Source organism: Collinsella aerofaciens (genome assembly GCF_015670795.1).
Lineage (GTDB): Bacteria > Actinomycetota > Coriobacteriia > Coriobacteriales > Coriobacteriaceae > Collinsella > Collinsella aerofaciens_Q.
The window spans coordinates 1-23,103 of record NZ_JADPCJ010000006.1; the positions used below are offsets into that span (position 1 = coordinate 1).

General features: G+C 53.6%; 17 protein-coding genes. 16 read left to right on the top strand and 1 reads right to left on the bottom strand.

The genetic code is table 11. The features are described from left to right. The 8 genes from I4W09_RS03160 to I4W09_RS03195 form a co-directional block, all read left to right on the top strand. Positions 1-756, top strand: a 756-nt coding sequence (locus tag I4W09_RS03160; protein WP_196031758.1) for an SDR family oxidoreductase, incomplete at its 5' end; no start/stop codon positions are given. A 33-nt stretch (positions 757-789) separates the two neighbouring features. Further along, the gene (locus tag I4W09_RS03165; RefSeq protein WP_230318651.1) at positions 790-1,995 is read left to right on the top strand and encodes a hypothetical protein; all 1,206 of its coding nucleotides are present in this window, start codon (positions 790-792) and stop codon (positions 1,993-1,995) included. A 12-nt stretch (positions 1,996-2,007) separates the two neighbouring features. Further along, positions 2,008-3,069 (top strand): glycosyltransferase family 4 protein, encoded by a 1,062-nt coding sequence (locus tag I4W09_RS03170; RefSeq protein ID WP_196031765.1) that lies wholly within the window; start codon positions 2,008-2,010, stop codon positions 3,067-3,069. A 14-nt stretch (positions 3,070-3,083) separates the two neighbouring features. After that, on the top strand, positions 3,084-4,259 hold the full coding sequence (locus tag I4W09_RS03175) for a glycosyltransferase family 2 protein (protein WP_196031769.1): 1,176 nt from the start codon (positions 3,084-3,086) through the stop codon (positions 4,257-4,259). Further along, on the top strand, positions 4,256-5,329 hold the full coding sequence (locus I4W09_RS03180; protein WP_196031773.1) for a polysaccharide pyruvyl transferase family protein: 1,074 nt from the start codon (positions 4,256-4,258) through the stop codon (positions 5,327-5,329). The genes I4W09_RS03175 and I4W09_RS03180 overlap by 4 nt, the downstream gene beginning before the upstream one ends. Further along, positions 5,329-6,732: a lipopolysaccharide biosynthesis protein gene (locus I4W09_RS03185; protein WP_195445232.1), complete on the top strand. Its 1,404-nt coding sequence runs from the start codon at positions 5,329-5,331 to the stop codon at positions 6,730-6,732. Before I4W09_RS03180 ends, I4W09_RS03185 begins: the two co-directional genes overlap by 1 nt. Positions 6,733-6,744: 12 nt before the next feature. After that, positions 6,745-7,986, top strand: coding sequence for a Coenzyme F420 hydrogenase/dehydrogenase, beta subunit C-terminal domain (locus tag I4W09_RS03190; RefSeq protein ID WP_196031786.1), 1,242 nt, complete (start codon positions 6,745-6,747; stop codon positions 7,984-7,986). Between the two features lie 365 nt (positions 7,987-8,351). Beyond that, positions 8,352-9,470, top strand: a complete 1,119-nt coding sequence (locus tag I4W09_RS03195; RefSeq protein WP_196031789.1) for an IS1249 family transposase — start codon at positions 8,352-8,354, stop codon at positions 9,468-9,470. A 76-nt stretch (positions 9,471-9,546) separates the two neighbouring features. Here I4W09_RS03195 and I4W09_RS03200 read toward each other — a convergent pair whose 3' ends face one another. Next, positions 9,547-11,913 (bottom strand): RICIN domain-containing protein, encoded by a 2,367-nt coding sequence (locus I4W09_RS03200; protein WP_230318653.1) that lies wholly within the window; start codon positions 11,911-11,913, stop codon positions 9,547-9,549. Between the two features lie 861 nt (positions 11,914-12,774). Here I4W09_RS03200 and I4W09_RS03205 point away from each other — a divergent pair. From I4W09_RS03205 to pelF, 8 genes are all read left to right on the top strand, one after another. Beyond that, positions 12,775-13,287 (top strand): hypothetical protein, encoded by a 513-nt coding sequence (locus I4W09_RS03205; protein WP_117776309.1) that lies wholly within the window; start codon positions 12,775-12,777, stop codon positions 13,285-13,287. After that, positions 13,274-14,173, top strand: a complete 900-nt coding sequence (locus I4W09_RS03210; RefSeq protein ID WP_196031795.1) for a ComEC/Rec2 family competence protein — start codon at positions 13,274-13,276, stop codon at positions 14,171-14,173. The genes I4W09_RS03205 and I4W09_RS03210 overlap by 14 nt, the downstream gene beginning before the upstream one ends. A 348-nt stretch (positions 14,174-14,521) precedes the next feature. After that, complete coding sequence (locus tag I4W09_RS03215) at positions 14,522-15,745, top strand: AAA family ATPase (RefSeq protein ID WP_196031798.1); 1,224 nt, start codon at positions 14,522-14,524, stop codon at positions 15,743-15,745. Position 15,746: 1 nt separating this feature from the next. Further along, positions 15,747-16,415, top strand: coding sequence for an RloB family protein (locus tag I4W09_RS03220; RefSeq protein ID WP_148332099.1), 669 nt, complete (start codon positions 15,747-15,749; stop codon positions 16,413-16,415). 344 nt (positions 16,416-16,759) lie between these two features. Continuing rightward, complete coding sequence (locus tag I4W09_RS03225; RefSeq protein WP_148332850.1) at positions 16,760-18,898, top strand: DUF4118 domain-containing protein; 2,139 nt, start codon at positions 16,760-16,762, stop codon at positions 18,896-18,898. Further along, a complete protein-coding gene (locus I4W09_RS03230; protein WP_148332849.1) occupies positions 18,895-19,800 on the top strand; it encodes a tetratricopeptide repeat protein in 906 nt (301 codons plus the stop codon). Before I4W09_RS03225 ends, I4W09_RS03230 begins: the two co-directional genes overlap by 4 nt. After that, positions 19,797-21,677: a DUF2194 domain-containing protein gene (locus I4W09_RS03235; protein WP_196031801.1), complete on the top strand. Its 1,881-nt coding sequence runs from the start codon at positions 19,797-19,799 to the stop codon at positions 21,675-21,677. The genes I4W09_RS03230 and I4W09_RS03235 overlap by 4 nt, the downstream gene beginning before the upstream one ends. Next, the gene (gene pelF, locus I4W09_RS03240) at positions 21,674-23,101 is read left to right on the top strand and encodes a GT4 family glycosyltransferase PelF (protein ID WP_196031803.1); all 1,428 of its coding nucleotides are present in this window, start codon (positions 21,674-21,676) and stop codon (positions 23,099-23,101) included. Before I4W09_RS03235 ends, pelF begins: the two co-directional genes overlap by 4 nt. Positions 23,102-23,103: the final 2 nt, after the last annotated feature.

The following is a 23,103-nucleotide window of genomic DNA, read 5'->3' on the forward strand; positions in this document are numbered from 1 at the left end:
GACCCGGCGGCCTACTCCAAGTACGACTGGTCGCTCTACGGCACCGTGATCAACTGCGGCGCCTACACCGCCGTGGACAGGGCGGAGACCCCCGAGGGCCGTGTCATCGCCTGGAAGGCCAACGCGACCGGTCCGGCCCTTCTCGCCCGCACCTGCGCCGGGCACGGGATCACGCTCGTGCACGTGTCCAGCGACTACGTCTTCGACGGCACCGCCGAGGTCCATACCGAGGACGAGCCCCTCAGCCCGCTTTCCGTCTACGGCCAGACCAAGGCCGCCGGCGACATCGCCGTGGCCGGGTGCCCGCGCCACTACATCATGCGCAGCTCCTGGGTCATCGGCGAGGGGCACAACTTCGTCAAGACCATGAGGGCGCTCTCCGACCGCGTCGCCGACCCGGAGGACAAGTTGGAGCAGGTCACGGTCGTGGACGACCAGCTGGGCCGCCTGACCTTCACGCGCGACATGGCCGAGGCCATCTTCCACGTGCTGGGGACGCACGCCCCCTACGGCACCTATAACTGCACGGGCTCCGGCGCCGTGAAGAGCTGGGCCGACATCGCCCGCGCCGTCTTCGAGGCCGCCAACGGCAACGGGGACAAGGTCTTGCCGGTTTCGACCGCCGACTACTACGCGAACGCCGCGGGCCCCGTCGCCCCGCGCCCGGTCCACTCCGCGCTCGACCTTTCCAGGCTCGAGTCGGTCGGCTTCCACATGCCCGACTGGGAGGAAGAGCTGGCTGTTTTATTTATTTAGCTCGTTATATCTAGTCTTAATTTGGAGTGACAATTGATTTCATATTCTTCAGGAAAAATAGGTTATGCACAGCTATTAAATACCAAGTTTGAAGATATGATTTATTATATCGCATTTATAGCTTATTCGTATTCTTGTGTCTTCGGTTTTACGACTGCTGAGTCATTGGTCGGACTGCCCATAAGTGCATTAATTATGTCACTCCAATTATTTGCTCTGTGCTGCTTGTTATTAAAAATCCTTTTTCAAAAAATGAATGGCTTCTCTTGGCTTTCTTTCTTTCTGATCGTTGCGATCGGTTTTATTTCATGGAGATGCTCTGGGGAGAACTACTTTCTATGGCTTGCATTGTTCGTGCTTTGTGGTATCGGCGTTGATATCGAGGCGCTTGCGCGAATTTCATTGTTTGTTTCAGTTTCGGCAATTATTTTTGTATGCGCTTTGTTGAATGTCGGGCTTGTTCGCGATGTGTTGATTTATGGAACAAATGGTGTCCGTCATTCCCTTGGTTTTGTCCATCCAAATACATTGGCAAGGTATCTTGTAGTCGCTTCTATTTCCTATTTAGTTTCACATTATAATGGCTCCATATTTGCTAATCTTGCAATGGCTCTTTCATGTGCGTTTATAGCTCAGACGGTGACTGGCTCACGTACAGCGGTTTTATTATTGGTGTTTCAAGCCATTTTACTTGTATTTTTTTCGCGTGTTCAAAATATTGAGCTGAAGTTAGTGACTCTTAAAGTGCTTTTTGTCGGTGCTTTAATTTTAATAATTGCTAGCTTCTATTTTATGATCTGTTACAACGTCCAGGCTCCATTGCATAATCATCTTAATTTACTTCTTAGCGACAGACTGGCATTGGCAAACAAGTATGCAGAAGTGGCCCCATTTACCCTTTTTGGTCGTGACTTTTCTTCGTTAGCCTTCTTCGGTCTTCCTTTGACTTTCACCGTTGACAATGCATGGTGCCATTTATTTTTAAGAGAAGGAATTATTCCTACTGCTTTATTGCTTGCTGGAGTAATCGCGTTGATTATTCATGCCATTCTTTCTAATCGTATTGACGGTATTTGTCTCGGTTTGCTTTTAATGGTTTTTTATTCATGTTCCGAGACAGTCGGAATTATGGTCGATTCAAATTATTTTTTGATTGCAATGGCTCCTATTGTGCTTGGCAATCATTTGACCATCGGAGGTTCAATGTTTTATCCGCGCGACAAGAGCATTGGTGAATAGAGGATTTCTAATATGAAAACTAATAGGATTACTTTTATATTCCACAGCTTTTCTCGCGTGCCTTGGGGCGGAGCTAAAATGGTCTTCATGTATGCGAACTATCTTTCAGATCATGGCTGCCTAGTTACTATTTGTTTCGATTGTTTAAATACGATGAATAGAGGTTTAGTTTTCGAGCCTATTAGGCGGTTGTTGTGCCGGTTGGCTGTTTCTGTTGAGCCAAGATGGTACCCCCTAAATCCTTCGATAAAAAAACAGTGCATTTTTGGTATAAAGGATTCTGAGGTTCCTGATTCTGACCATGTTGTTGCAACGGCAGCTGAAACTGCTTATGGCGTTTCTAGTCTCAGCAATAGCAAGGGCAAGAAGCACTACTTTATCCAAGATTTTGAAAAATGGGGCATTTCTGAGAAAGATGTGAGAGCATCTTTTAGATTTGGAATGTCAAATATTGTAGTTTCTGATTGGCTTTTTGATCTCGTGCAAAAGGAATCCGGTGTAAAGCCCACTCTTATCAAGAACCCAATTGACGCGACTGTATTCTATGAAGAGTCAATAAAAAGAAATAACAATGCGGTCGCAGTCCTTTATCACGAAGGGTCACATAAAGGATTCGATGATTTATGGAAAGCTTTAACAATGGTTCATGAAAAGAATCCTGAATTAGTTGTTAATGCTTTTGGCACACCTGCCAGACCTTCGTGGTTTCCCGAGTGGGTTGTATATACGCAAAACGCAACCCAGAGCGAGCTGAGGAAGATTTACAGTTCCTCGCTTGTATATGCTTGCGCAACAATTAATGAAGGATTTGGTCTGACATTAGCTGAGAGTATGTTTTGCGGCTGTGCTCTATGCTCAACCGATTTTTTGGGCGTTCATGAATACGCGAATACCAATTGCGCACTTATTTCTCCGGTTGGTGACTATTCCGCGCTAGCAGATAATATTTGCAAGTTGCTTTTAAATCCCGATTACGCGTTGACCTTAGCTGCTAAGGGCAAGGCTTACGCTATGTCTCAGTGTTCAATGCGAAAGTCGTTTAATGCGCTTGAAGAAGAGTTTTGTCTGAAATAGAGGAGGAATCGCTTATGCGTATCAATGGTCATGCGACATGTAGCAGCGATATGCGAATATGCAATTTTGATTCCAGTTCTGACACTCAAGATACATTCTTAACAATTATTATTCCTGCGTATAACGCTAAGGATACCATTGTGCGAAGCGTTCGAAGCGCTCTTGCAATTGGTCCCGTTCTCTCTAAAGTAATTGTTGTTAATGATGGCTCCTCAGATGGGACCCGCAATTTGCTTGAGCAGTTATCGAAAGATGATTCTCGACTTCTTGTTATAACTCAAGACAATTGTGGTAGATCTATCGCGCGAAATGTTGGCTTTGCAGCTTCATGCAGTGACTGGGTGATGTTCCTTGATGCTGATGACTATCTATTTCCAGGCGACTATAAAGAATTAATTTTGGCTGCTGAAAAAAAAGACCTTGATTTAGTTGTCTGCTCCTATCTTCAGCCGAATATTGTAAATAGCAGCTCTTCCGATGTATGTCAGGCAGTTTCTGATATGAAGGTTGTGCACAGCGGGGCTCTCTTGGATGCAATGATAGATGGTTTATATAGTGAAACTATTGATAGGTCGTTATACGAATTAAATGCCTCATGGGCCCGTTTGTATCGAAGTGCCCATATTAGGCAGCTTGTTGATCGATTGGGTGATGATTTGGCACCCTTCCCTATAGGACTGAGGTTTTCCGAGGATAGATTATTTAATTTAGAGTATCTTTGGCAGCTTCACGATGGTCGTGTTGGTTTTGTACCATTTTGTTTATATTATTGGGACCTTGATAGTTCCTCAACATGTGCAAACGTTCGTCCTCGTGACACAGACTCTCTTATTCTTTTTGCCAACATTGTCGAACGGCTTAAGAATGCTTCTGTCTTTTCAGCCAAAGATGAGCATCTAATCGTTGGACGTGAATTCATGGAGCAATTCAAGAGAGCTGTTTTTGCGGGCTCCCAAAATAACTTAGTAAAGTCCTCGTGGCTGACTTCATTTGATAGGCAATGGCTTAGAAACCATTTATTGAATTTCCCAGTTGATTGTCTTGGAAAGCGGGGCGAATGGCGTGTTGCTGCAGCGTTACTGCCTATGGGTCATTTGAGTTTGGCGTTTGCAGTTTATGGCGCTATGACAACGTTTAATTCTTTATTTAAACGATTTTGTAAATTCATTGAAAGGTTATTGGGTAAATGAATGTTGGAATTATAACTTTCCATTGTTCCTATAATTTTGGTTCTGCTCTGCAATCGTTTGCAATGCAGGCAGCAGTGCAAAGACTGGGTCATGTTGCGTCTTTGATTGATTACAGAAGCAAAGATTTTGACCAGTATAGGTTGGTGCAATTTAAACACCCTAAATCCTTTATTAGATTCTGCATGCGTCCTGCGTCATATTTGAAACGTCGAAATGCGTTCCATTCTTTCTGGAAACGATTTTTTAATCTGACAAATAAATATAATGACAAAACTAGACATCGTATGGATGAGCTTGCCTCTGAGTTTGATTGTTTTGTCTGCGGCAGCGATCAGATTTGGAATCTTGATTGCACGAATGGCATAATTAAACCGTTTTTTCTCTCGTTTGCTGGAGATAGACGTCGTGTAGCCTACGCACCCAGCTTGGCTCACACGTCGTTCAAACCTGAGAATTTTGATAAAAGAAGAGTCTCTGCACTTCTTTCAAAATTCGATTATCTTTCTGTGCGTGAGGAAGAGACGGTATCGCTCTTTCAGCCTCTTGTTGATAAGCCTATTGAGGTGGTGCTCGATCCCACTCTCCTCCTGAACGCTGATGACTACGCTGTGATGACTTCAAGGAAGCTCCTGGAAGACGGATATATATTCATGTATCTGCTGCGTGAATGTCCTGAGCTCGTCGAGAGTACCGTCTCAATGGCAACTGCAACAGGCAGGAAGGTCGCCTATATATCTGAAAATAACTTGGATATTCCAAATTCGGTTAACCTGTTCGGCGTTGGTCCGGAGGAGTTTGTTTCACTTATTGCGCATGCGGGCCTTGTTCTCACCAATTCTTTTCATGCAACTGTATTCTCAGTCATCTTCCATAAACCTTTCCGTGTATTTGCTACGGATAAATCTGGCGCTCGCATGCGCGACTTGTTGGGAAATATTGGGCTTTCTTCACGTTGCGCTAATGCTATATGTGTCGACGATATTGTTCCCTGCGATTGGGACGATGTGGATTCTCATCTGGATTCTCTGCGGGAGCATTCCTGGTCCTATCTTAGAAAGGCGCTTTCGTAATGGGGGAGACGCGCCGACTTATTAAAAACACTGGTATTATCGCAGTGGGTGGAATGGCAACTAAGCTCGTTTCATTTCTTCTTTTGCCGCTCTATACTTCAGTTCTTTCCACTGGCGATTATGGTACCGTCGATTACATCAACACTATTGCTCTGTTTTGCGTCCCTGCCGTTTCCTTGCTTATGGATGAAGCGCTGTTTCGGTTCCTCATCGATTGCCGCACCGATGAAGATCGAGCTAAAACCGTGACGGCGTCTTGTGCTGTTCTTCTTGCTGGTTGCGTGTGCTTTACGGTTTTAGCGATTCTGGTCTGGCTGTTATTTAAGCCTGAAAATCTTGGCTGGGTCGTTGGGCTTGTTGTTGCAGGGGCGCTTCTGCAAATGGCTTCTGCGGTCTTGCGTGGCTTCGGAGATACTGTGGGATATTCCGTCATGAACTTTACCGCGAGTGTCCTAACTATCGTGCTCAACGTTCTGTTTATCGCCGTGTTGCGTTGGGGCGTTGTGGGCATGCTTTCTGCCACGGTCATTGCACAGGGCGTTGTTGCCCTTTCTTTCATGGTCATGCGAAAACTCTGGCGTTATATCGATCCGTCGTCTTTCTCCATTATTTATGCTCGAGACCTTTTGCGGTATTCATTTCCGCTCATTCCCAACAAGGTTTCCTGGACTATTAACAACCTGCTGGACAGGTTAATCATCATGAACACGCTCGGGGCTTCCTCCGCCGGCGTGTACGCCGTGTCCTACAAGTTCCCAGGCGTTATGGACCAGGTGTACGGATTCTTCTATCAGTCCTGGAAGGAGAGCTCGGCGCGTGCTCTTAACTCTGATGAGGATGAGTCGGCTTTCTACAACTCTGTGTATCGCGCGCTAAGGCGTTTCATGATGAGTGTTGTTCTGCTTATGTCTGCGCTTATGCCTCTCGTGTATGGCATCCTGATCAAGGGCTCATTCGGCGAGGGCCTGTTGTATGTGCCGATATTGCTCTTGGCCACATATTTCAGCAACATTTCCGGCTTTTACGGCGGTATCTTTACCGCGCATAAGGAGACTGGAATTATGGGTACCACCACTGCGGTGTCTGCTGCTCTTTGCGCCGCGCTGTGTGTCCTGCTGATTCCGCACTTCGGTCTTTATGGCGCATCTGTTGCAACACTCTTGGCGATGATCGTGGTGAATGAGTACCGTAGAATCAAGGTCGCTAAGTTTACGAAGCTTGTCGAAGACCGTTTTGAACAAGTTCTGACTTTGGTTTCGATTGTCGGCGTGTTCGTTTTTTATTATCTGTCCGCCTACGGTGCGGGCTTTTTGTGCGCGATCGCCTGCCTGGCAATTGCGCTGGCTTTTTCCGTTTATATGAATGCCGATATTCTGCGCAATCTTATCTCGGCCCGCAAGTAGGGGGATAACTGAATGTCTATCGTGAAAAGGGGCGAAGTCCCCACACTGTTTGAGTCGCCGTCGCATTGCTGTGGATGCGGGGCGTGTGCCGCCGCTTGCCCGAAAGGCGCCATCACCATGTCTGAGGGCAAGAGCGGGTTTGTTCTTCCTGTAATTAACAGCGAACTCTGTATCGGTTGTGGCACGTGCACGAGGGCGTGCGGCCTCAACCGGGGGATAGGCTCTAATTCCGTCGGACCGTTCTTTGCCGCTGCTGGTAGGGACGATGTCTCGGAGTCCGCTTCCGGCGGAGTTTTCGGTGCCGTTGCACGTGAGCACATTTCCTCTGGTGGGGTTGCATACGGTGCTGCCTATGAGCGTGAGGGGAATACGCTTCGTGTGCGACATCGTCGTGCAGTGAGCGTTGATGAGCTCCGCCCGCTTCTCAACTCTAAATATGTCCAGAGTGACGCCGGATCTTGCTTTGCCGACATCAAGGCGGATCTATGCGAGGGAAGGCGGGTCTTATTTTGCGGAACGCCTTGCCAGGTTGCTGGCCTTAGGGGTTTCCTCAGGCGCGATCATGAGGGCCTGACAACTATTGACTTGATTTGCCATGGCGTCCCTTCCGCTCGCATGTTCGCGGATTGCGTGGAGGACTATGGCAAGCAGTTTGGATCTCCCGTGGTTGATTTCCGGTTTAGGTGCAAGCGCGAGGGGTGGGGACACTCCCTTCTTCTTCTTCTTCTTGAGGACGGAAGAGAGGTTACCATTCCTGCGGCGAAATCTCCCTTCTACGACATGTTCTTGAACCTTAAGACGCTTCGCGACAGCTGTTATAGGTGCCCCTATGCAGGGAGATTACGTGCCGGTGATCTTACCATCGGCGATTTTTGGGGTGTCGACGTTAATAGGCCCGACGTTCTAAAGGATTCTGAGAAGTTCAATCAGATGAAGGGCGTCTCCTGCCTGCTGGTTAATAACGACCGCGGAAGGGAATTCATTGAGTCCAGCAACGCTCTGGACTTGTGCCCTGTTGAGTTCGACGATATAGCCAAGGGCAACGACCAGCTCCGTCATCCTAGTGATCTTCCCAACGACAGAGAACTGTATATTGATGCTTTTACGAAGGGCGGTTGGAAGTCAATCTACAAATTGTATTTGAGGCGCGAGCGAGGACTAAAATTTCATTCAAAGAGAATGCTTAAAGTATTGCTCCCTGCCCCATTTATTTCTTTTGCTAAAAGCTTTAGGTCTCGGGGGCTGTCCTCTTAGTAGCGTTGCTTTTCTATTATTGCTGTTCTTGTGATTCGATTGATGCTACGTGAATGTCATTTGCACTTTATTTTTCAATTGAGTTTGCTTTAATTTGCGCCTTCTGAATTGTTGAAATATGACCCGCCACGATTTGCGTCGCGGCGGGTCATATCATGTGTGTATCACTTGTAAATATGGGCTTATAGGACAAAATGTGTGTCCACGTTGGGGGCATCGGCGCAGGTCGATGCCCCTTTTTCAGCCGTTTAAATTCCGTGCCCGCTTTTAACCGCTCGGACAGAATGTGTGTCCGGTTGCCTATCGTTCCCGCAGGTAGATAACCTTTTCCGGAACCGTTAAATACCCTTTCGGAAGAGGTGCCCATGAAGGCCGTTTATTGCCCCTACTGCGGCGGTCGGACCAAGCGCAACGGCAGGACCTCATCGGGGTCCCAGCGGTGGAGGTGCACGGCCTGCGGCGCGTCGACGACGGTGAGGTACGACGACACGGCGGCAAGGCTGGACGAGTTCCTCGGGTGGCTCCTCTCCAAGGACTCCCAGGCGGCGATGCCGGGCGGCGGACGGTCCTTCAGGCGCAGGACGGCCGAGTTCTGGGAGGTCTGGCCCATGCCCGTCCCCGACGGCGAGCTGCACCGCGTGCTCTACGTCGACGGGATCTGGGTCGCGCGCGACCTCGTGGTGCTCATATGCTGCAGCGGCGAGAGGGTGGTCTCCTGGTACATGGCGAGGTCGGAGAGCTCGAGGGCGTGGTCGGCCCTCATGGCGCCGATCCCGGCGCCCGAGGTGGTCGTCACCGACGGCGGGAGCGGGTTCGCCAAGGCCGTGCGCGAGACCTGGCCGCGCACCAGGGTCCAGAGGTGCACCTTCCACGCCTTCTCGCAGGTCAAGCGCTACACGACGACGCGGCCGAAGCTCCAGGCGGGGCGCGAGCTCTACCTCATCGCGCGCGACCTCATGGGCATCGAGGCGCTGCACCAGGCCGAGCTCTGGGTCGAGCGCTACCTCGACTGGTGCGGGTTCTGGGCCGACTTCCTGGAGGACAGGACCGTGGTGGACGGCAGGAGGGTCTACACCCACGAGAGGCTGAGGCGGGCGCGCTCGTCGCTGTCGTCGCTGGTGTCGGCGGGGACGCTGTTCACCTACCTCGACCCCGCCCTGGCCAAGGCCGGCCCGCTGCCGTCGACCAACAACATGATCGAGGGAGGGGTGAACTCGCAGCCGGGGGCCGTCCTGCGCAACCACCGGGGGCTGACGTCGGTCAAGCGCGTGAAGGCGGTGCTCTGGTGGTGCCACGCGCACTCGGGGGACGCGAGGGCGGCCCGCGGGAAGCCCGCCGCGATGCCGACCGACGCGGACATCGACTTCCTGTTCAGCGTCTGCTCCGCCTTGCCGTCGCGCGAGGCCGGAGGGCCGGAGTGGGGCGACAGGGCCGTGTGGGAGGACCTCCACCACAGGGACCCGTACCCGTTCTGGCTGGATTAATGGATGGAAACGGATGTTCTATCGGGACACACATTTTGTCCTATAAGCCTAAATATGTCTTGTAGTAATGAAATATCTATCTCATTTCAAACATAAATAATGTCTCTATTGTTCCGCCGTTTGACCATGTTTGAACATTTGCTCCATCTCTTGCCATTGCAAGTCTAACGTTTAAGTATTCATTTGCTTCAGCTAGTTGTACGGTGAATCCATTTTTATGTTTTGATAGCTTCCAATGCTGAAGATTTGAACCGGTATATGTTGCCTGCGAAACGTTTGCGCCGTCCTTGACAGCTTCTGCTGTTAGCGCCTTTTTGGAGTGTACAAAAATAAATGTGTATGTTCCGTCTCCCTGTCTTCTAAGATCAACTGATTGATTTGGGGAATTGTAGTCAGTCCAAATTTGAGCATTTGCAAAATCATCTTGGGACGCCAAGCGAATGTCGATTGTTTTTGTCGTGTCAAGTTTGGTTTTTATGGCGTACCTACCGTTTGGAAGTGCATCGAGTTCAGTTGGAATAAGATTAAAGATTGTTTCGGACACACCGCCATTTGACCAAGTTTGAATATTTGTGCCGTTTCTTGTGTCGGCTCTTCTAACATTTAGCCACTGGTTCCCTGCTTTATTTTTTATTGTATATCCTGCCCCCATTCGTTCGACAACCCATCTCTGTAGATCGGAACCATCTAAACTTGACTGACTAACATTCGATCCATCACGATTTGATTCAGCAGACATCGCTTTTCCTGAATGAACGAACGTAATAAGATAGGTGCCGTCATTTTGGAATTGGAGGTTGACCTTTTGTTGTCTGCCGCCATGATCTTGCCAGAGCTGTACATTCGCCCTATCGTTCTTCGACTCCATGCGAACGTCTAGGGCTTTTGATTGGTCGAGGCATGAGTATATGGAATACATTCCGTTGGGCAAAACCGGTGTAGCGGCTGGTTTGATTTGCAAGAACTTTGCCGTGAATTTGAACGTAGCAATCCAAGTAGTGCTGGTTTGTGTAGTGACTATTGATGCCGCTTTTAGCTCTGCCTGTTCAATTTCGGTCTTCCACTCTCTCAGATTCATCGCGTACGCAACAATCCCGTTCTGAATCCCCGAGATGCTCGGCGGGAACGACTGGTTGTCAGCATCGATGGAAAAGCTCTCTTCCTTGGCATCCAGATGCTCCTGAATTCGGTCGGCATACTTCCCTGCCCATTCGTCTGCCTTGCCATTTCGCACAAAGTAATTGTTGGATAGGTCGGTCGAGCGGTAGGCGTAGTCGTCCATCTGGTAATTTGCCGTGTGATCGGAGTGGGCGATTGCCATGAGCTCGTCGGTCAGGCCAAAGTAAAGATGGCGCTGGTCCAGGTCTCCGTACCAGTTGTCGCTGGTATCGTCCCAGGTTAGGTCCATCTGGCACCATTTGCCGTCGATCTTTACGGCGTTCCAGGTGTGGCCGTTGCCGGTGATGCGGCCGTTGGCGATGCCCGCTGCGTCAAGGAGCTTGGAGTAGATGCGCTGGTAGCTCTCGCAGGTGCCCTGGTGGCGCGTGAGGCCGCTTTCGGCCGAGCACCAGTTGAGGCTGTGGTCGTACTCCAGCTGGTCGAGCGTCCAGTCGTGGAGCCACAGCGCCATGTCGTATTCCGAGCCGTTTGTCTGCTGCCTGCACAGGTCCGCGGCGTCGTTGACGATCTGCGTGACGCTTGGGCGGGCGGCGTCGTTTACTGTTACCTCCGCCGTGGTGCGCAGGTAGTAGATCCCCTTGTCGTTTTGGGGGTCGTATCTGTCGTTGTCCATAAAGTAGAAGTAGATGCGGTACGTGCCCGATGCCGTGAAGTCAAAGGTAAAGTCGTGGCCCGCGGTGCCCAGGCTGCAGTAGCTGGCCCATGCTGGGCGCGACGGGTCGCAGACGCTTTCATGGCTACCGCCGTCCCAGTAGGTGGGCACGTCCATGCGCGCCTTGGCCTGGGACGAGCCGTTGGTTTGGGTTACGTGGAAGGTCGTCGCGGTGCCCGCGGGGGCGTCGTTCCACGAGACGGTAAAGGTGACGCCGTTTTGGGTTGCGGTGGCGGAGTGGGCGTAGGTGGTTTGTGACGTGGTGGAGATGGCAGTGGGGGTGGGGTTGGCTTGGGCTCGGAGGGATGGGGTGGGGGTGCCGGTTGCGGCGGTGGTGCCTGTTGCGGTGGCGTTGCCGTCAGCGCTTTCCGTGTTGGCTGCGCTGGTGTCGATGAATGTTGCGGTGCTGTCCTCTGCGGTACCTGTTGTCGCATTTGTGTTGGTGCCGTCTTCAGTCTTGCCTGTGTCGCCGTTCGTGGCGTCGGCTTGTGCCTGCTGCTCGGCTGTTGCCTGAGGCTGGATGGCTTCCGCGATGGCCGCCATGGGCATCGTCGCGCTGAACATGGACGTGCACGCGATCGCACAGAGCAGGTAGTAAAGGGGTCGTTTCATAGCGGAGCCTCTCGGTGAGCAGCCAATAGGGTCCGAAGGCAGCTCCAGGCCAGCACTCCGCACATATTTTGTTGGGGATTATTTTACGGGAACACCAGTCAACATCAGCGAACTTTCTGGGGGAATGTTGGGGTGGGGGAGAGGGAGCGGGCTCGCTTTAGTCCCCGGCGGCGTTCTGACCTGTGCTGGGTTGGCTATACGCGATGCTGAATCTTCAACATGAGGCCGTCTTGCGCCTCTTCGAGGCTCGGCACTGAGGCCTTCCAGGAAAAGTCTGCGAGGCTGCTGTCTAGTTTATTGCGGCTTACGACCGGGCAATAAGCGGGCGTCTCAACATGTTGGTCAAGCAAAATCTTTTGTTAATTTCGAACAGGTATTCGATGTGGATGACTTTGTACCGGGCGAAAGCGATTGAGTCTAATTATGTTTTCATGCAGGTCAAGGGTGCTGTCTACAAGGGGATGAGCTGACTCGTAATTTCGCGTGAATAAGTTCCGCATTATTTTAGCTGCGTTTACCTGTTAAAACACAACATCTTGTGCTCATCATCAAAAAAGAATACAGGATATGGAACTGGCGAAGGGCTACAATTGAAACAACGAGAAGCGTCGTTTCCCCATTACAACCTAATTGTTCGGAAGGAGTCGGATGGAATAGTTGTCAAAATCGAGGCCATATTGATGGTCCATTAAATTTCTTTAGGGGCGTGTGCGCTTATTGGTCAACAGCAGTATGCCCCCCCGTTTGTTCAAATCATTTCCAAATAGCTCTTCTTCAAGAACCTGACACTTGCGTGGCGGGGTGGGTTAGTTTGTAAAAAATGCGAAGGATGGCTTTTGGATTCTTGGAGGTGCGTAATTATTGGCCAATAACTATCTAGATGATTTGCTTGGAAAAATCTCTGCTTACGATCTGTTCAATGTGCTCTTACCGGGTGCACTCGTAACATATTCCGTCAGTCAGATGCCGTTGGGCAGTTGTATCGACTGCTCTAACTGGCTGGCACTATTTGTGATGAGTTATGTTCTCGGTCTTATTGCGTCGCGGATTGGCTCTCTTTGCATTGAACCGTTGGTCCGCAAACTACAACCGACCGGAAAGCGGGACTATTCTGCCTTTGCATATGCTCAGAAACGCGATCCAAAGGTCGAGCAGCTCTTAATGATTTCAAATATGTATCGCAGCCTGGCGGGGGCCGGTGTCCTGCTCGTAATTATTCTGCTTGCATCATTGTTGCCGGAATCTCATCGGCTTCCAGCGGCGCTGTGCTCTTTTATCGCCTTATTTGTTGCCTCCTGGATCAAGCAGGAACGGTATGTAGAAAAACGAATCAACTTCAATCTTGAGGAGTGTGATAACCATGAGCGAGATTAAGTCTCTGTCCGTTGATAACGGCGACATGTTTTATATCAATCACAATACTGATAACTTCAGCATGATTGACTGTAATATTACCGATGAGCGTAAGTCGGAAATCCTTGATGAGGTCAAAAACCTTGCAGGGAAAAAGGGCGTCGTTCGTTTTATCAGTACGCATCCGGACCAAGATCATATTCAGGGTATTGAGTATCTTGATGAGCTCGGGCTTATTAAGAATTTCTATTACGTTGACAATAATGTCTCCAAGTCCACGGAGACTGAGAGTTTCAAAAAGTATAAAGATCTGAAGGAGTCGTCGTGCGCTTACAAAATATACAAGGGGTGTAAGCGCAAATGGATGAACGTTTCTGATGGTGAGCGCGGTTCTGCTGGGATTAGCGTCCTCTGGCCCGATGTGAATAATGAGACCTTCCGGGATGCTTTGCGGGATGCCGAAAGCTCTGATAAACCCAATAATATTAGTCCTGCGATTGTCTACTCTCTTGATGAAGGGGTCCGTGCGCTTTGGCTTGGTGACATGGAGAATGACTACATGGAGGCGATCGAAGATGACATTGCGCTTTCGCCTGTGGACATTCTTTTTGCGCCGCATCATGGACGGAAGTCCGGTCGCGTTCCTAAGACATGGTTGGATAAGCTGGACCCTCGGTTGATCGTTGTGGGAAAAGCTCCGTCAGACGAGCTTGAGTATTACTCGAATTACAACACTCTGACACAGAACAGCGCTGGCGATATTTTGTTCTGTTGCGAGGCCGGTAAGACTCACGTTTACGTTGGATCTCCTTCTTACAGTGTCAATTTTTTAGACCGAGACCCTAATGCATCGGTTGTGAAGGGTTCGCTGTATTATTTGGGCTCTTTTGATTGCGGTGACCGTTAGTCCTGCTGTCGTCTCGTTCATTCGTGGCCTGCCCACGCTTTTACCGGACAGGCCTAGATGCGTCCTTTCATTTCATTGAGATGGTGTAGGATATTGTCCTGTAATACAAAAGCTCTGCGGAGCTTTAAGGGTGACGCTTTCTGTTAGAGAGTGTTGCCCTTTTTTCATGCATGTAATGTGCGACGTGCTAGCTAAACGCCATTCCGGCAATGGGATGGTCGAGTATGGTCGGTTTGGCACCTTACGCCTGCTGTCATTGGTGTAGTAAGCACTTGATTAAGACTACTTAAAGTCTATAATCAAAGAAAAACTCTGATATATCTTTTCAAAATAATGAAAGGAATGTTGATGACGATGCTTTGCCAGTTCACCTTCAGGAACTATAGATCCTATCGCGATGAGGCGGAGCTTTCCATGCAGGCGACGCCGATGAAGGAGTTTGAGCGTTCCCTCATAGAGTGTTCCGACGGGCAGAGTTTCCTTCCGGTGGCTGCGGTGTACGGGCCCAACGCTGGCGGCAAGTCTAATCTGCTCGAGGCTCTTGACTACGTTCGTTCGGCGGTAGCCAGACCAATTAGATTGCTGTCTGCCAGCGCTGATACACCAGAGGGTGATCGCCCTTTGATAGCCCGTTGTTCGGCGTTTGAGTTCGATGACGTGTCTGCTGCCGAGCCCACCGAGTTCGAGCTCTATTACCGCGCGGGCGAGCATGAGTACCGCTATGTTTTGTCTGTACACGCCGATGAGATCGTGTCCGAAGGGCTGTGGCGGCGTAAATTGGGAGCGTCGCGCACGGCGATGCTGTTCGAGCGCGAGGATACAAAGGTTGAACTCGGCCCCACACTGCGTAAGCTTGTGACGGCTGCGAGGTTCAACCCGAGCCTGCCGTACCTATCGTTCCTTTGCATCAACTTCGATGCTCCGGTGGTCCAGGAGGCGGCCAACTGGTTTCTCGACACTGTGTTTCTCAACTACAACAGTTCCTACCTGGAGCGGATGCTCGAGCAAATGCTCGACGAGGGCGACTCGCGCGAGGTCACGCGTTTTTTGCGCGCCGTTGATGTGCGTATTGATGGCTTCAGAGTGGAAAGGGCGCCGGAGTGGCGCGGCCAGCGCGTCTTCGTGAGGCACGAGGTGGGCGGCAAGTCATACGAGCTGCGTTTATCCGAGGAATCTGCCGGAACCCAGAAGCTTATGGGGTTGGCTGCGTATCTGATGACAGCGCTTGAACGTGGTGGCACCGTTGTGGTAGACGAGCTCGACGCCAAACTGCACCCGAAGCTTCTTCGCTATGTGATTCTGTTGTTTAAGGATCCTGAGGTCAACAAGAATGGCGCGCAGCTCATCTTCTCGTCCCAGGATGTGTCAACCATGCGAAACGATGTGTTCCGCCGTGACGAGATATGGTTCGCTGCGCGCGGCGAGGGGGAGGCGAGCCAACTGTGGTCTCTCGCCGACATCCACGAGGCAAACGGTAATCTGGTAAGCAAGAACGCGGCTTTCGACAAGCAATACCTGTCCGGTCGCTACGGCGCCGATCCGTATCTCACCCGCATCGAGGAGTGGGATTAGCATGGTGGCGAAGAAGCCGAAGGGCTGGCGTAGCGGCAAGCGAGGGGGCCGCTCGCGCATGGTTCAGATGACGCGTCATCTTGTAGTGAGCGAGGGCAAGGAGACCGAGCCTCGCTACTTTGAGGGTATGCGTGCGGCGTTGGGCGCGGCTAACGAGCGTAAGGTTGCCATTGTCGTTAAGGGAACCGGCAAACACACGCTTGACCTGCTTGACTTCGCCGTCGAACACTGTCGCTATGCGCCCGAGACGTTCGACCATGTGTGGCTCGTGTATGACAAGGATGACTTCCCTGCGTCCGACTTTGACGCGATGGAGCGCAAATGCACCGAGCTCTCCGATGAATCGAGGACCTTCCACGCGTTGTGGTCGAACCCCTGCTTCGAGCTGTGGCCGCTTTTGCACTTTCGTTATACGTCTGCCCCCATGTCGGCCGCGGAGTGTCAGCGCGCCCTTGCTCAGGCGATGTCTAAGGACTTGGGCATCGAGTACCGCAAGAACTTGGGCGGGCTGTTCGAAGCAGTGGACGATAAACGGGGCGAGGCACTTCAGCGTGCTGGGCGCCTCGATACGCACCATAGGGAGCTGGGTAACCTCAAGCCCTCTTTGCAAAATCCCGCAACCAAGGTGGGCGAAATTTTCGATGTAATCGGGCCGTATCTGGTTGGCTAGGCGAGTCGCTGGATTGGCTTTCCGGTTAGTGCGATTGGCGGATTGTACTGCGCTATTGCGAGTCCGGTGCGTAGGAGAAGTGCGGGGAAAATCGAAACTCGCCGAGCGCACATCGATTTTTGCCAACAAAACTGCAGGTCGCGGATGCCCAAAACAGGGGACTGTTTGACAGATCTCGGTTTTTCACCGTACCCCCGATTGGGTGCGCATTTAGCACCCTCGATGTCCCCACATTCCCTAAAAAAGTTCTTAAAACAGCCTTAAAGACGTTTCAGCTCGCGTTGACAGCGTAAAATACGCATGTTTGACTATGTCTAAAGTGGATTTTAGGGGGGGAGTGCGCCATGGAGGTGCTGGTTGTTGGCAACACCGCATATGTTGACGATGACTTTTGTGCCAAGGCGTTCCCCGGGGACCATGTCCAGGTCGTCGCTGCCGCGGAAGCGCGCCGCGACGAGTCATCGCCCCATGCCTCGTGGAAAGAGCTTCTGCAACACCTGGATCAGGCCTACGAGTTCGACCGCGTGGTCTACCTATCCAATTACCTTACCCCGCATACCGATACCGTGGGCGATATCGAGCTGCTGCGTTCGGTCTTTCGCGCGTGCATGGGTCGCCGGGTCCAACTGCTGTATGTAGCGGGGCCCGCGGGTGCCGAGGGCGCCGCCGATGCCGCGGGGCGAACGGGCAAGGGCATTATCGCGCACGCAGCCAACGACCTGTGCCGCTACTACGCTGCTCGCGAGGGCGTTCAGACCAAGATTCTGCGCGTGCCGTTCCTGTATACCGCGTCTGCCGCGCTGGAGGACCCGTTTTTGGTGCCGTTGTTCGACGCGTGCTCAACCGGATCGGTCGCTCTGCAGGGCGCGCAGGATGCGGCGTTTCCCCTGCTGTGTGCCGAGGAGCTTGCGGTGCTGGTACGCCGTATCTTCGATAGCTGGGATGGTAACTTTGAGACGCTCGACGTAGCCGATACCTTCCATCACACGGCGGGTGAGGTGGGCGACGCCCTCAAGGCGCTGTTCCCCGGCCTTGCCGTTGCCTATGGCGATTCTGCCGGCTACGCCCTGCCCGCCAGCGACGTCGCTCGCGTGCGCTATGGCTGGTTTCAGCGCTATGACTTGCTGCGCGATCTCTCGACCATTCAAGCGCGTTGGGATGCTGGCCGCGCAAAGAAGGTCAACCCCTTGCGCGCCGCCATCGACCGCATCCAGATGCGCACGCTGCCTATTAAATGCCTAGAGACGGGCGTTGCCTGGGTTCTGTTCGAGGTACTGGAGCATCTGTTCTCACAATCGGTCCAGCTCAACGTGCTCGATTATCGCCTGCTCTACGTGGTGCTGATCGGCACGCTGTATGGCTTGGACTTTGGCCTGGTTGCGGCGCTGCTGGCGTCGGTGGGTTTGGCAGCCAGCTACTTTACTCAGTACGGCTATACCTTCCAGGGTCTGTTCTACGAGCCGTCCAACTGGCTACCGTTTATTGCGTACTTTGTGGTGGGTGCCGTGTGCGGCTATGTGCAGCTGCGCAACAGCGAAGCCATTAGGGCGGAGCGCGATCAAAACGAGCTCGTGCGCAACCGCAATACGTTCCTTACGCAGCTCTACCACGACGCGATCGAGGACAAGCGCGCGTACAGGCGCCAGATCGTGGGTCGCCACGACAGCTTTGGCAAGATCTTTGCCGTGACGCAGGAGCTCGACGTACTCAACCCTCGCGACATCTATCGCAAGTGCTGCGAGCTTCTGGGCGAGATCCTCGAGAACGATTCGGTGGCGATCTACCATGTTTCGGGCGGGGCATTTGCACGCCTGGTGGCAGCAAGTCCTGCGATTGCCGAAGATGCCGCACGCTCACTCACGCTTGAGCAGCTTGCACCTCTTTTGGGTGACGGGGGTCGTTCGAACCTGTGGGTGAACCGCGAGCTGACGCCGGGGCTTCCCATGTTTGGATACACGATCGAGCGCGACGGGGCACCCGCCGTGTTGATCTTTGTGCGTCGTGCGGCCGAAAACCAAATGACCCTCTATTATCAAAACCTGTTTCGCATCTTGTGCGGGCTGGTCGAAAGCGCGCTGGGCCGTGCCTTTGATTATGAGGCGGTGGCGCAGGATAAACGCTGCGTTGACGGCACTTGCGTGCTCAAGCAGGTGGCCTTTGGCCAAGAGCTCGCGGCGGAGCAGGCGCTGGCAGATAGCAAGATGGGGAGTTTTTTGCTCCTGCGCGTGGTACCGGGCATGGAGCCTGTCGGCGAGCTGGTGGGCGCAATCGGGTCGGCAATCCGCGAGAGCGACGCGGCGGGCTTGGTCGACGGCGACGTGCTCTACCTGCTTATGCGCCAGGCAAAGGCGTGCGATCTGCCCATTATCCGCGAGCGCCTGAGCGCAAAGCAGATTGCGGTGGAGCCCGTCGATGGCGAGGACATCGTGGCGCTGTTGCAGCACATCTCTTACACCGGTGACGGTGAGGGGGGTGCCGCTTGATCTCGCTTGTCGTTGCTGCCGTCTTGCTGCTGATTCATGCGCTGGTTTGCCTGATGCTGTGGACGCTCATGAAGCTGGGCCTGCTGCCGGTGCGCGGGCACATGTTGGCTGTGATAGTGCTGGTGCCGCTGTGGGGCCCGTTGCTGGTGGTTCTGCTATCGGCCCGCAGCGCGGTGTTTGGCGAGGGGCTGAAAGAGTCTGCGCTGGAGTCGCTGCGCTTCAACGACGACCTACATCGCAGCATCCTGGTGCACGACCGTGACGCCGATGCAGGCGTAGTGCCGCTCGAGGAGGCGCTCATCGTCAACGATCCGGCATGCCGGCGCCGCCTAATGCTCTCCATGCTCACCGAGGAGCCCGACGCGTACCTGGCGCAGCTGCAGGCGGCTAAGCTTAACGACGACGTTGAGGTGGCGCACTATGCCGCGACGGCGGTGGCGCAGATCTCCAAGGAGTCCGACCTTAAACTGCAGCAGCTGGAGCGCGCCTTTAAGACGGACCCGAGCTCGCAAAACCTCAACGAATACTGCGATTTTCTTGGTGAATACTTGGGCTCGGGCTTGGCCGAGGGGCGCGTGGCTCAGATTCAGCGCCAACAGTACGCGCGCCTGCTTGCGCGTCGCTGCGAGCGCGAGGACACCTTTGAGCTGCGCATTCGATATGCGACGGCGCTGGCCGATGTCGGACAGATTGACGAGGCGCAGGCCGTGATCGACCAGCTGGTGCTCGACGTGCCCGAGGAGCAGGAGGTTTGGATGCTTTGCCTGCGCCTGGCCGTGATGCGCCGCGATGGTGACGAGGTCCACCGTGTGATCGATGCGATTGACAAGCAACATGTATATTTGAGCGCCGACAACCGCGAAAAGTTGGCGTTTTGGCGCGACGGGGAGGAGGCCAGATGAGCGTGGCGCAACATATCCGCGACCGTGCAGGGCGCTTTCGTTGGATGGGACTCCTCGTGGTGTGGGCGGTCTTTATTGTCATGGCCGCCGTGCTGCTGGTGGAGCGTGCCGGCGTGCAGTACGGTGCGGGCCAGCATAAGCTGGGGATGCTTGCCGCCAACGATGCGGTGCCGGCCTCCTCGGCGATGTTTGGTCAAAAGCCCACGTGCCTGGTCATTTCCGATTCCGATCAAGCTGGCGTCGAGGACGTAAAGGAGCAGTTCGACCAGATCCTGCTTGACATGAAGATCGCGCACCGCGACGTGGATCTTGCCCTGGACGGCGCGGATGCCATTCCCTCGCTGACGTCCTTCGATCGCGTGATTTTGCTCATGCCGTCGCTCGATGGGCTCGGTACGCACCTGAGCGACATTATGAGTTGGATGAGTGCCGGCGGTTCGCTTATGCTCGCGATGCCGCCGGATAACTCGAGCTATCTGCAAGTGATTGCCTCCAAGCTTGGGATCGAATCGGCCGGATATGACTATGCGACAGCCGAAAGCATCGTGCCGAGCGAGGACTTTATGCTGGGCGGGGGAGAGCGCTACGAGCTCTCGGACCCCTTTGATTCGTCGCTTTCGGTTTCGCTGCGCGAGACGGCTCGTGTGTGGGCTAAGACCGGCGATGCGGGTGTCCCGCTCATTTGGTCGAATGACTGCGGTAGCGGGCGCACCGTGGTATGCAACATTGGTATCTACGACAAGGTCATGCGTGGCTTTTACGCCGCGGCGATCAGCCTGCTGGGTGATGCCACGGCCTATCCGGTCATCAACAGCGCCGTGTTCTATTTGGACGACTTTCCTAGCCCCGTGCCCTCGGGTGATGGTACTTATATCAAGCGTGATTACGGCCTTTCCATTGCCGATTTTTACACCAAGGTCTGGTGGCCCGATCTGCAAAAGCTCGCGCAAAAATACGGCATTCGCTATACCGGCGTGATGATCGAAAACTACGAGGACGCGGTCAACCAGACTGAGCCCGCGCGCCAACCCGATACCACGCAGTTCCGCTATTTTGGCGGCATGCTGCTGCAGATGGGCGGAGAGCTGGGCTTTCATGGCTACAACCATCAGCCTCTGGCGCTCTGGGACACCGACTATGGCACGCTGTACGACTACAAGACGTGGAAGAACGAGGAGACGCTTGTCGCTTCGCTTAACGAACTTATCGCGTTTCAAGACGAGGTCCTGCCCAACGCTCATGGCTCGGTTTACGTGCCGCCGTCAAATATCCTTTCGGCCCGCGCGCGCAAGCTTATCGGTACCGATGTTCCGCGCATTAAGACCATTGCCAGTACGTATTTTGAGGATGGCACCGACCTGCCGTATGTGCAGGAGTTTGGCGTGGCGAGCGATGGCATTGTGGAGCAGCCACGTATTGTTTCGGGCGGCATGGTCGACGATTCCTATATGCGCCTGGCAGCCGTGTCCGAGCTCAACATGCACTACGTGAGCACGCACTTTATGCACCCGGACGATCTGCTCGATCCCGATCGCGGCGCCAGGCAAGGCTGGGAGGTCTACAAGGGCGGCCTGACCGACTACCTGGACTGGCTTACCAGGTCTGCGCCCGACCTGCGTCGCCAGACCGGCTCGGAATGCTCTGGTGCTATCCAGCGCTTTTCGTCCGTGACGGTGAGCGTGGATACCAGCGCGGATGCCTGGACGCTTAGTCTGGGCAATTTCTACGACGAAGCGTGGCTCATGTTCCGTGCCAACAACGGCGAGGCGGGTGCAGTCTCGGGTGGCGATATTACGCATCTGACGGGCGACCTGTGCCTGGTCAAAGCCACGGACAAGACGGTGACCATTGCGCGCAAGGAGGGTAGCGACAAATGAGAATCTGCTTGGTACTCGAGGGTTGCTACCCCTATGTGCACGGCGGCGTGTCTACCTGGATGCACGGCTACATTACGGCTATGCCCGAGCACGAGTTTGTGCTGTGGGTGATCGGCGCGCATGCTGCCGACCGTGGCAAGTTTGTCTACGAGCTGCCCGGCAACGTGGTCGAGGTGCACGAGGTGTTCCTGGACGATGCCCTGCGGCTTTCGGGCGAGCAGCACGAAGCCAGTTTTAACGACCGCGAGCGCGAGGCGCTACGCCGTCTGGTGTCGCTCTCCAATCCGGACTGGGACGTGCTGTTCGATATCTTTCAGCGCCGTCGCGTGCATCCGCTCTCGTTTTTGCAGAGCCGAACGTTTATGGACATCTTCCGCGACGTGTGCCTTGCCGAGTACCCCTACACGCCCTTTGCCGACGCATTCCACACCATGCGCTCTATGCTGTTGCCGGTGCTCTACCTGCTGGGCAGCGAGGTGCCGGTTGCCGATGTGTACCACGCTATCTCGACCGGCTACGGCGGCCTGCTCGCCTGTCTGGGCTCAAGCGTTCACCATGCGCCGGTGCTGCTCACCGAGCACGGCATCTATACCCGCGAGCGCGAGGAAGAGATCATTCGCGCCGATTGGGTGGTGCCGTCATTTAAGGACCGCTGGATTCGCTTTTTCTACCTGCTTTCGGAGGAGATCTACCGCCGCGCCTTCCGCGTGACGAGTTTGTTCCATAACGCCCGCAAGACGCAGATTGATATGGGCTGTGATGCGGACAAATGCCTGGTTATCCCCAACGGCATCCAGTTCGATCGCTTTAAGGATATTCCCTTAAAGCCCGATGATGGCTGGGTGGATATTGGCGCAGTGGTGCGCTTGGCGCCCATCAAGGACGTCAAGACCATGATCTATGCCTTCTTTGAGCTGCACGAGCGCCTGCCTAAGGTGCGCCTGCACATCATGGGCGGCGTGGACGACGAAGAGTACGGCGCCGAGTGCCACGCGCTGGTCGATACCCTGGGCGTGCGCGACCTGATCTTTACCGGTCGCGTCAACGTGGTCGAGTACATGGAAAAGCTCGACTTTACCATTTTGACGAGCATCTCCGAGGGCCAGCCGCTCAGCGTGCTGGAGTCGCTTGCAGCGCGCCGTCCCTGCGTGACGACCGAGGTGGGCTGCTGCCGCGAGCTACTCGAAGGCGCCCCGGGCGACGACTTTGACGTGGCGGGTTTTGTGACGCCGCCTATGTATCGCAAGGGCTTGGCCGATGCCATGGAACGCATGTGCACAAGCCGCGCCCGCCGTATCGAGATGGGGGAGCGCGGCCAGCGCCGCGTTGCCACGTACTTTTTGCACGAGCAGATGCTCACCAACTATCGCGCACTGTACGACGAGACGGCGTGTGCGTTTAACCTGCCCAGAGAGGGGGAGTAGCC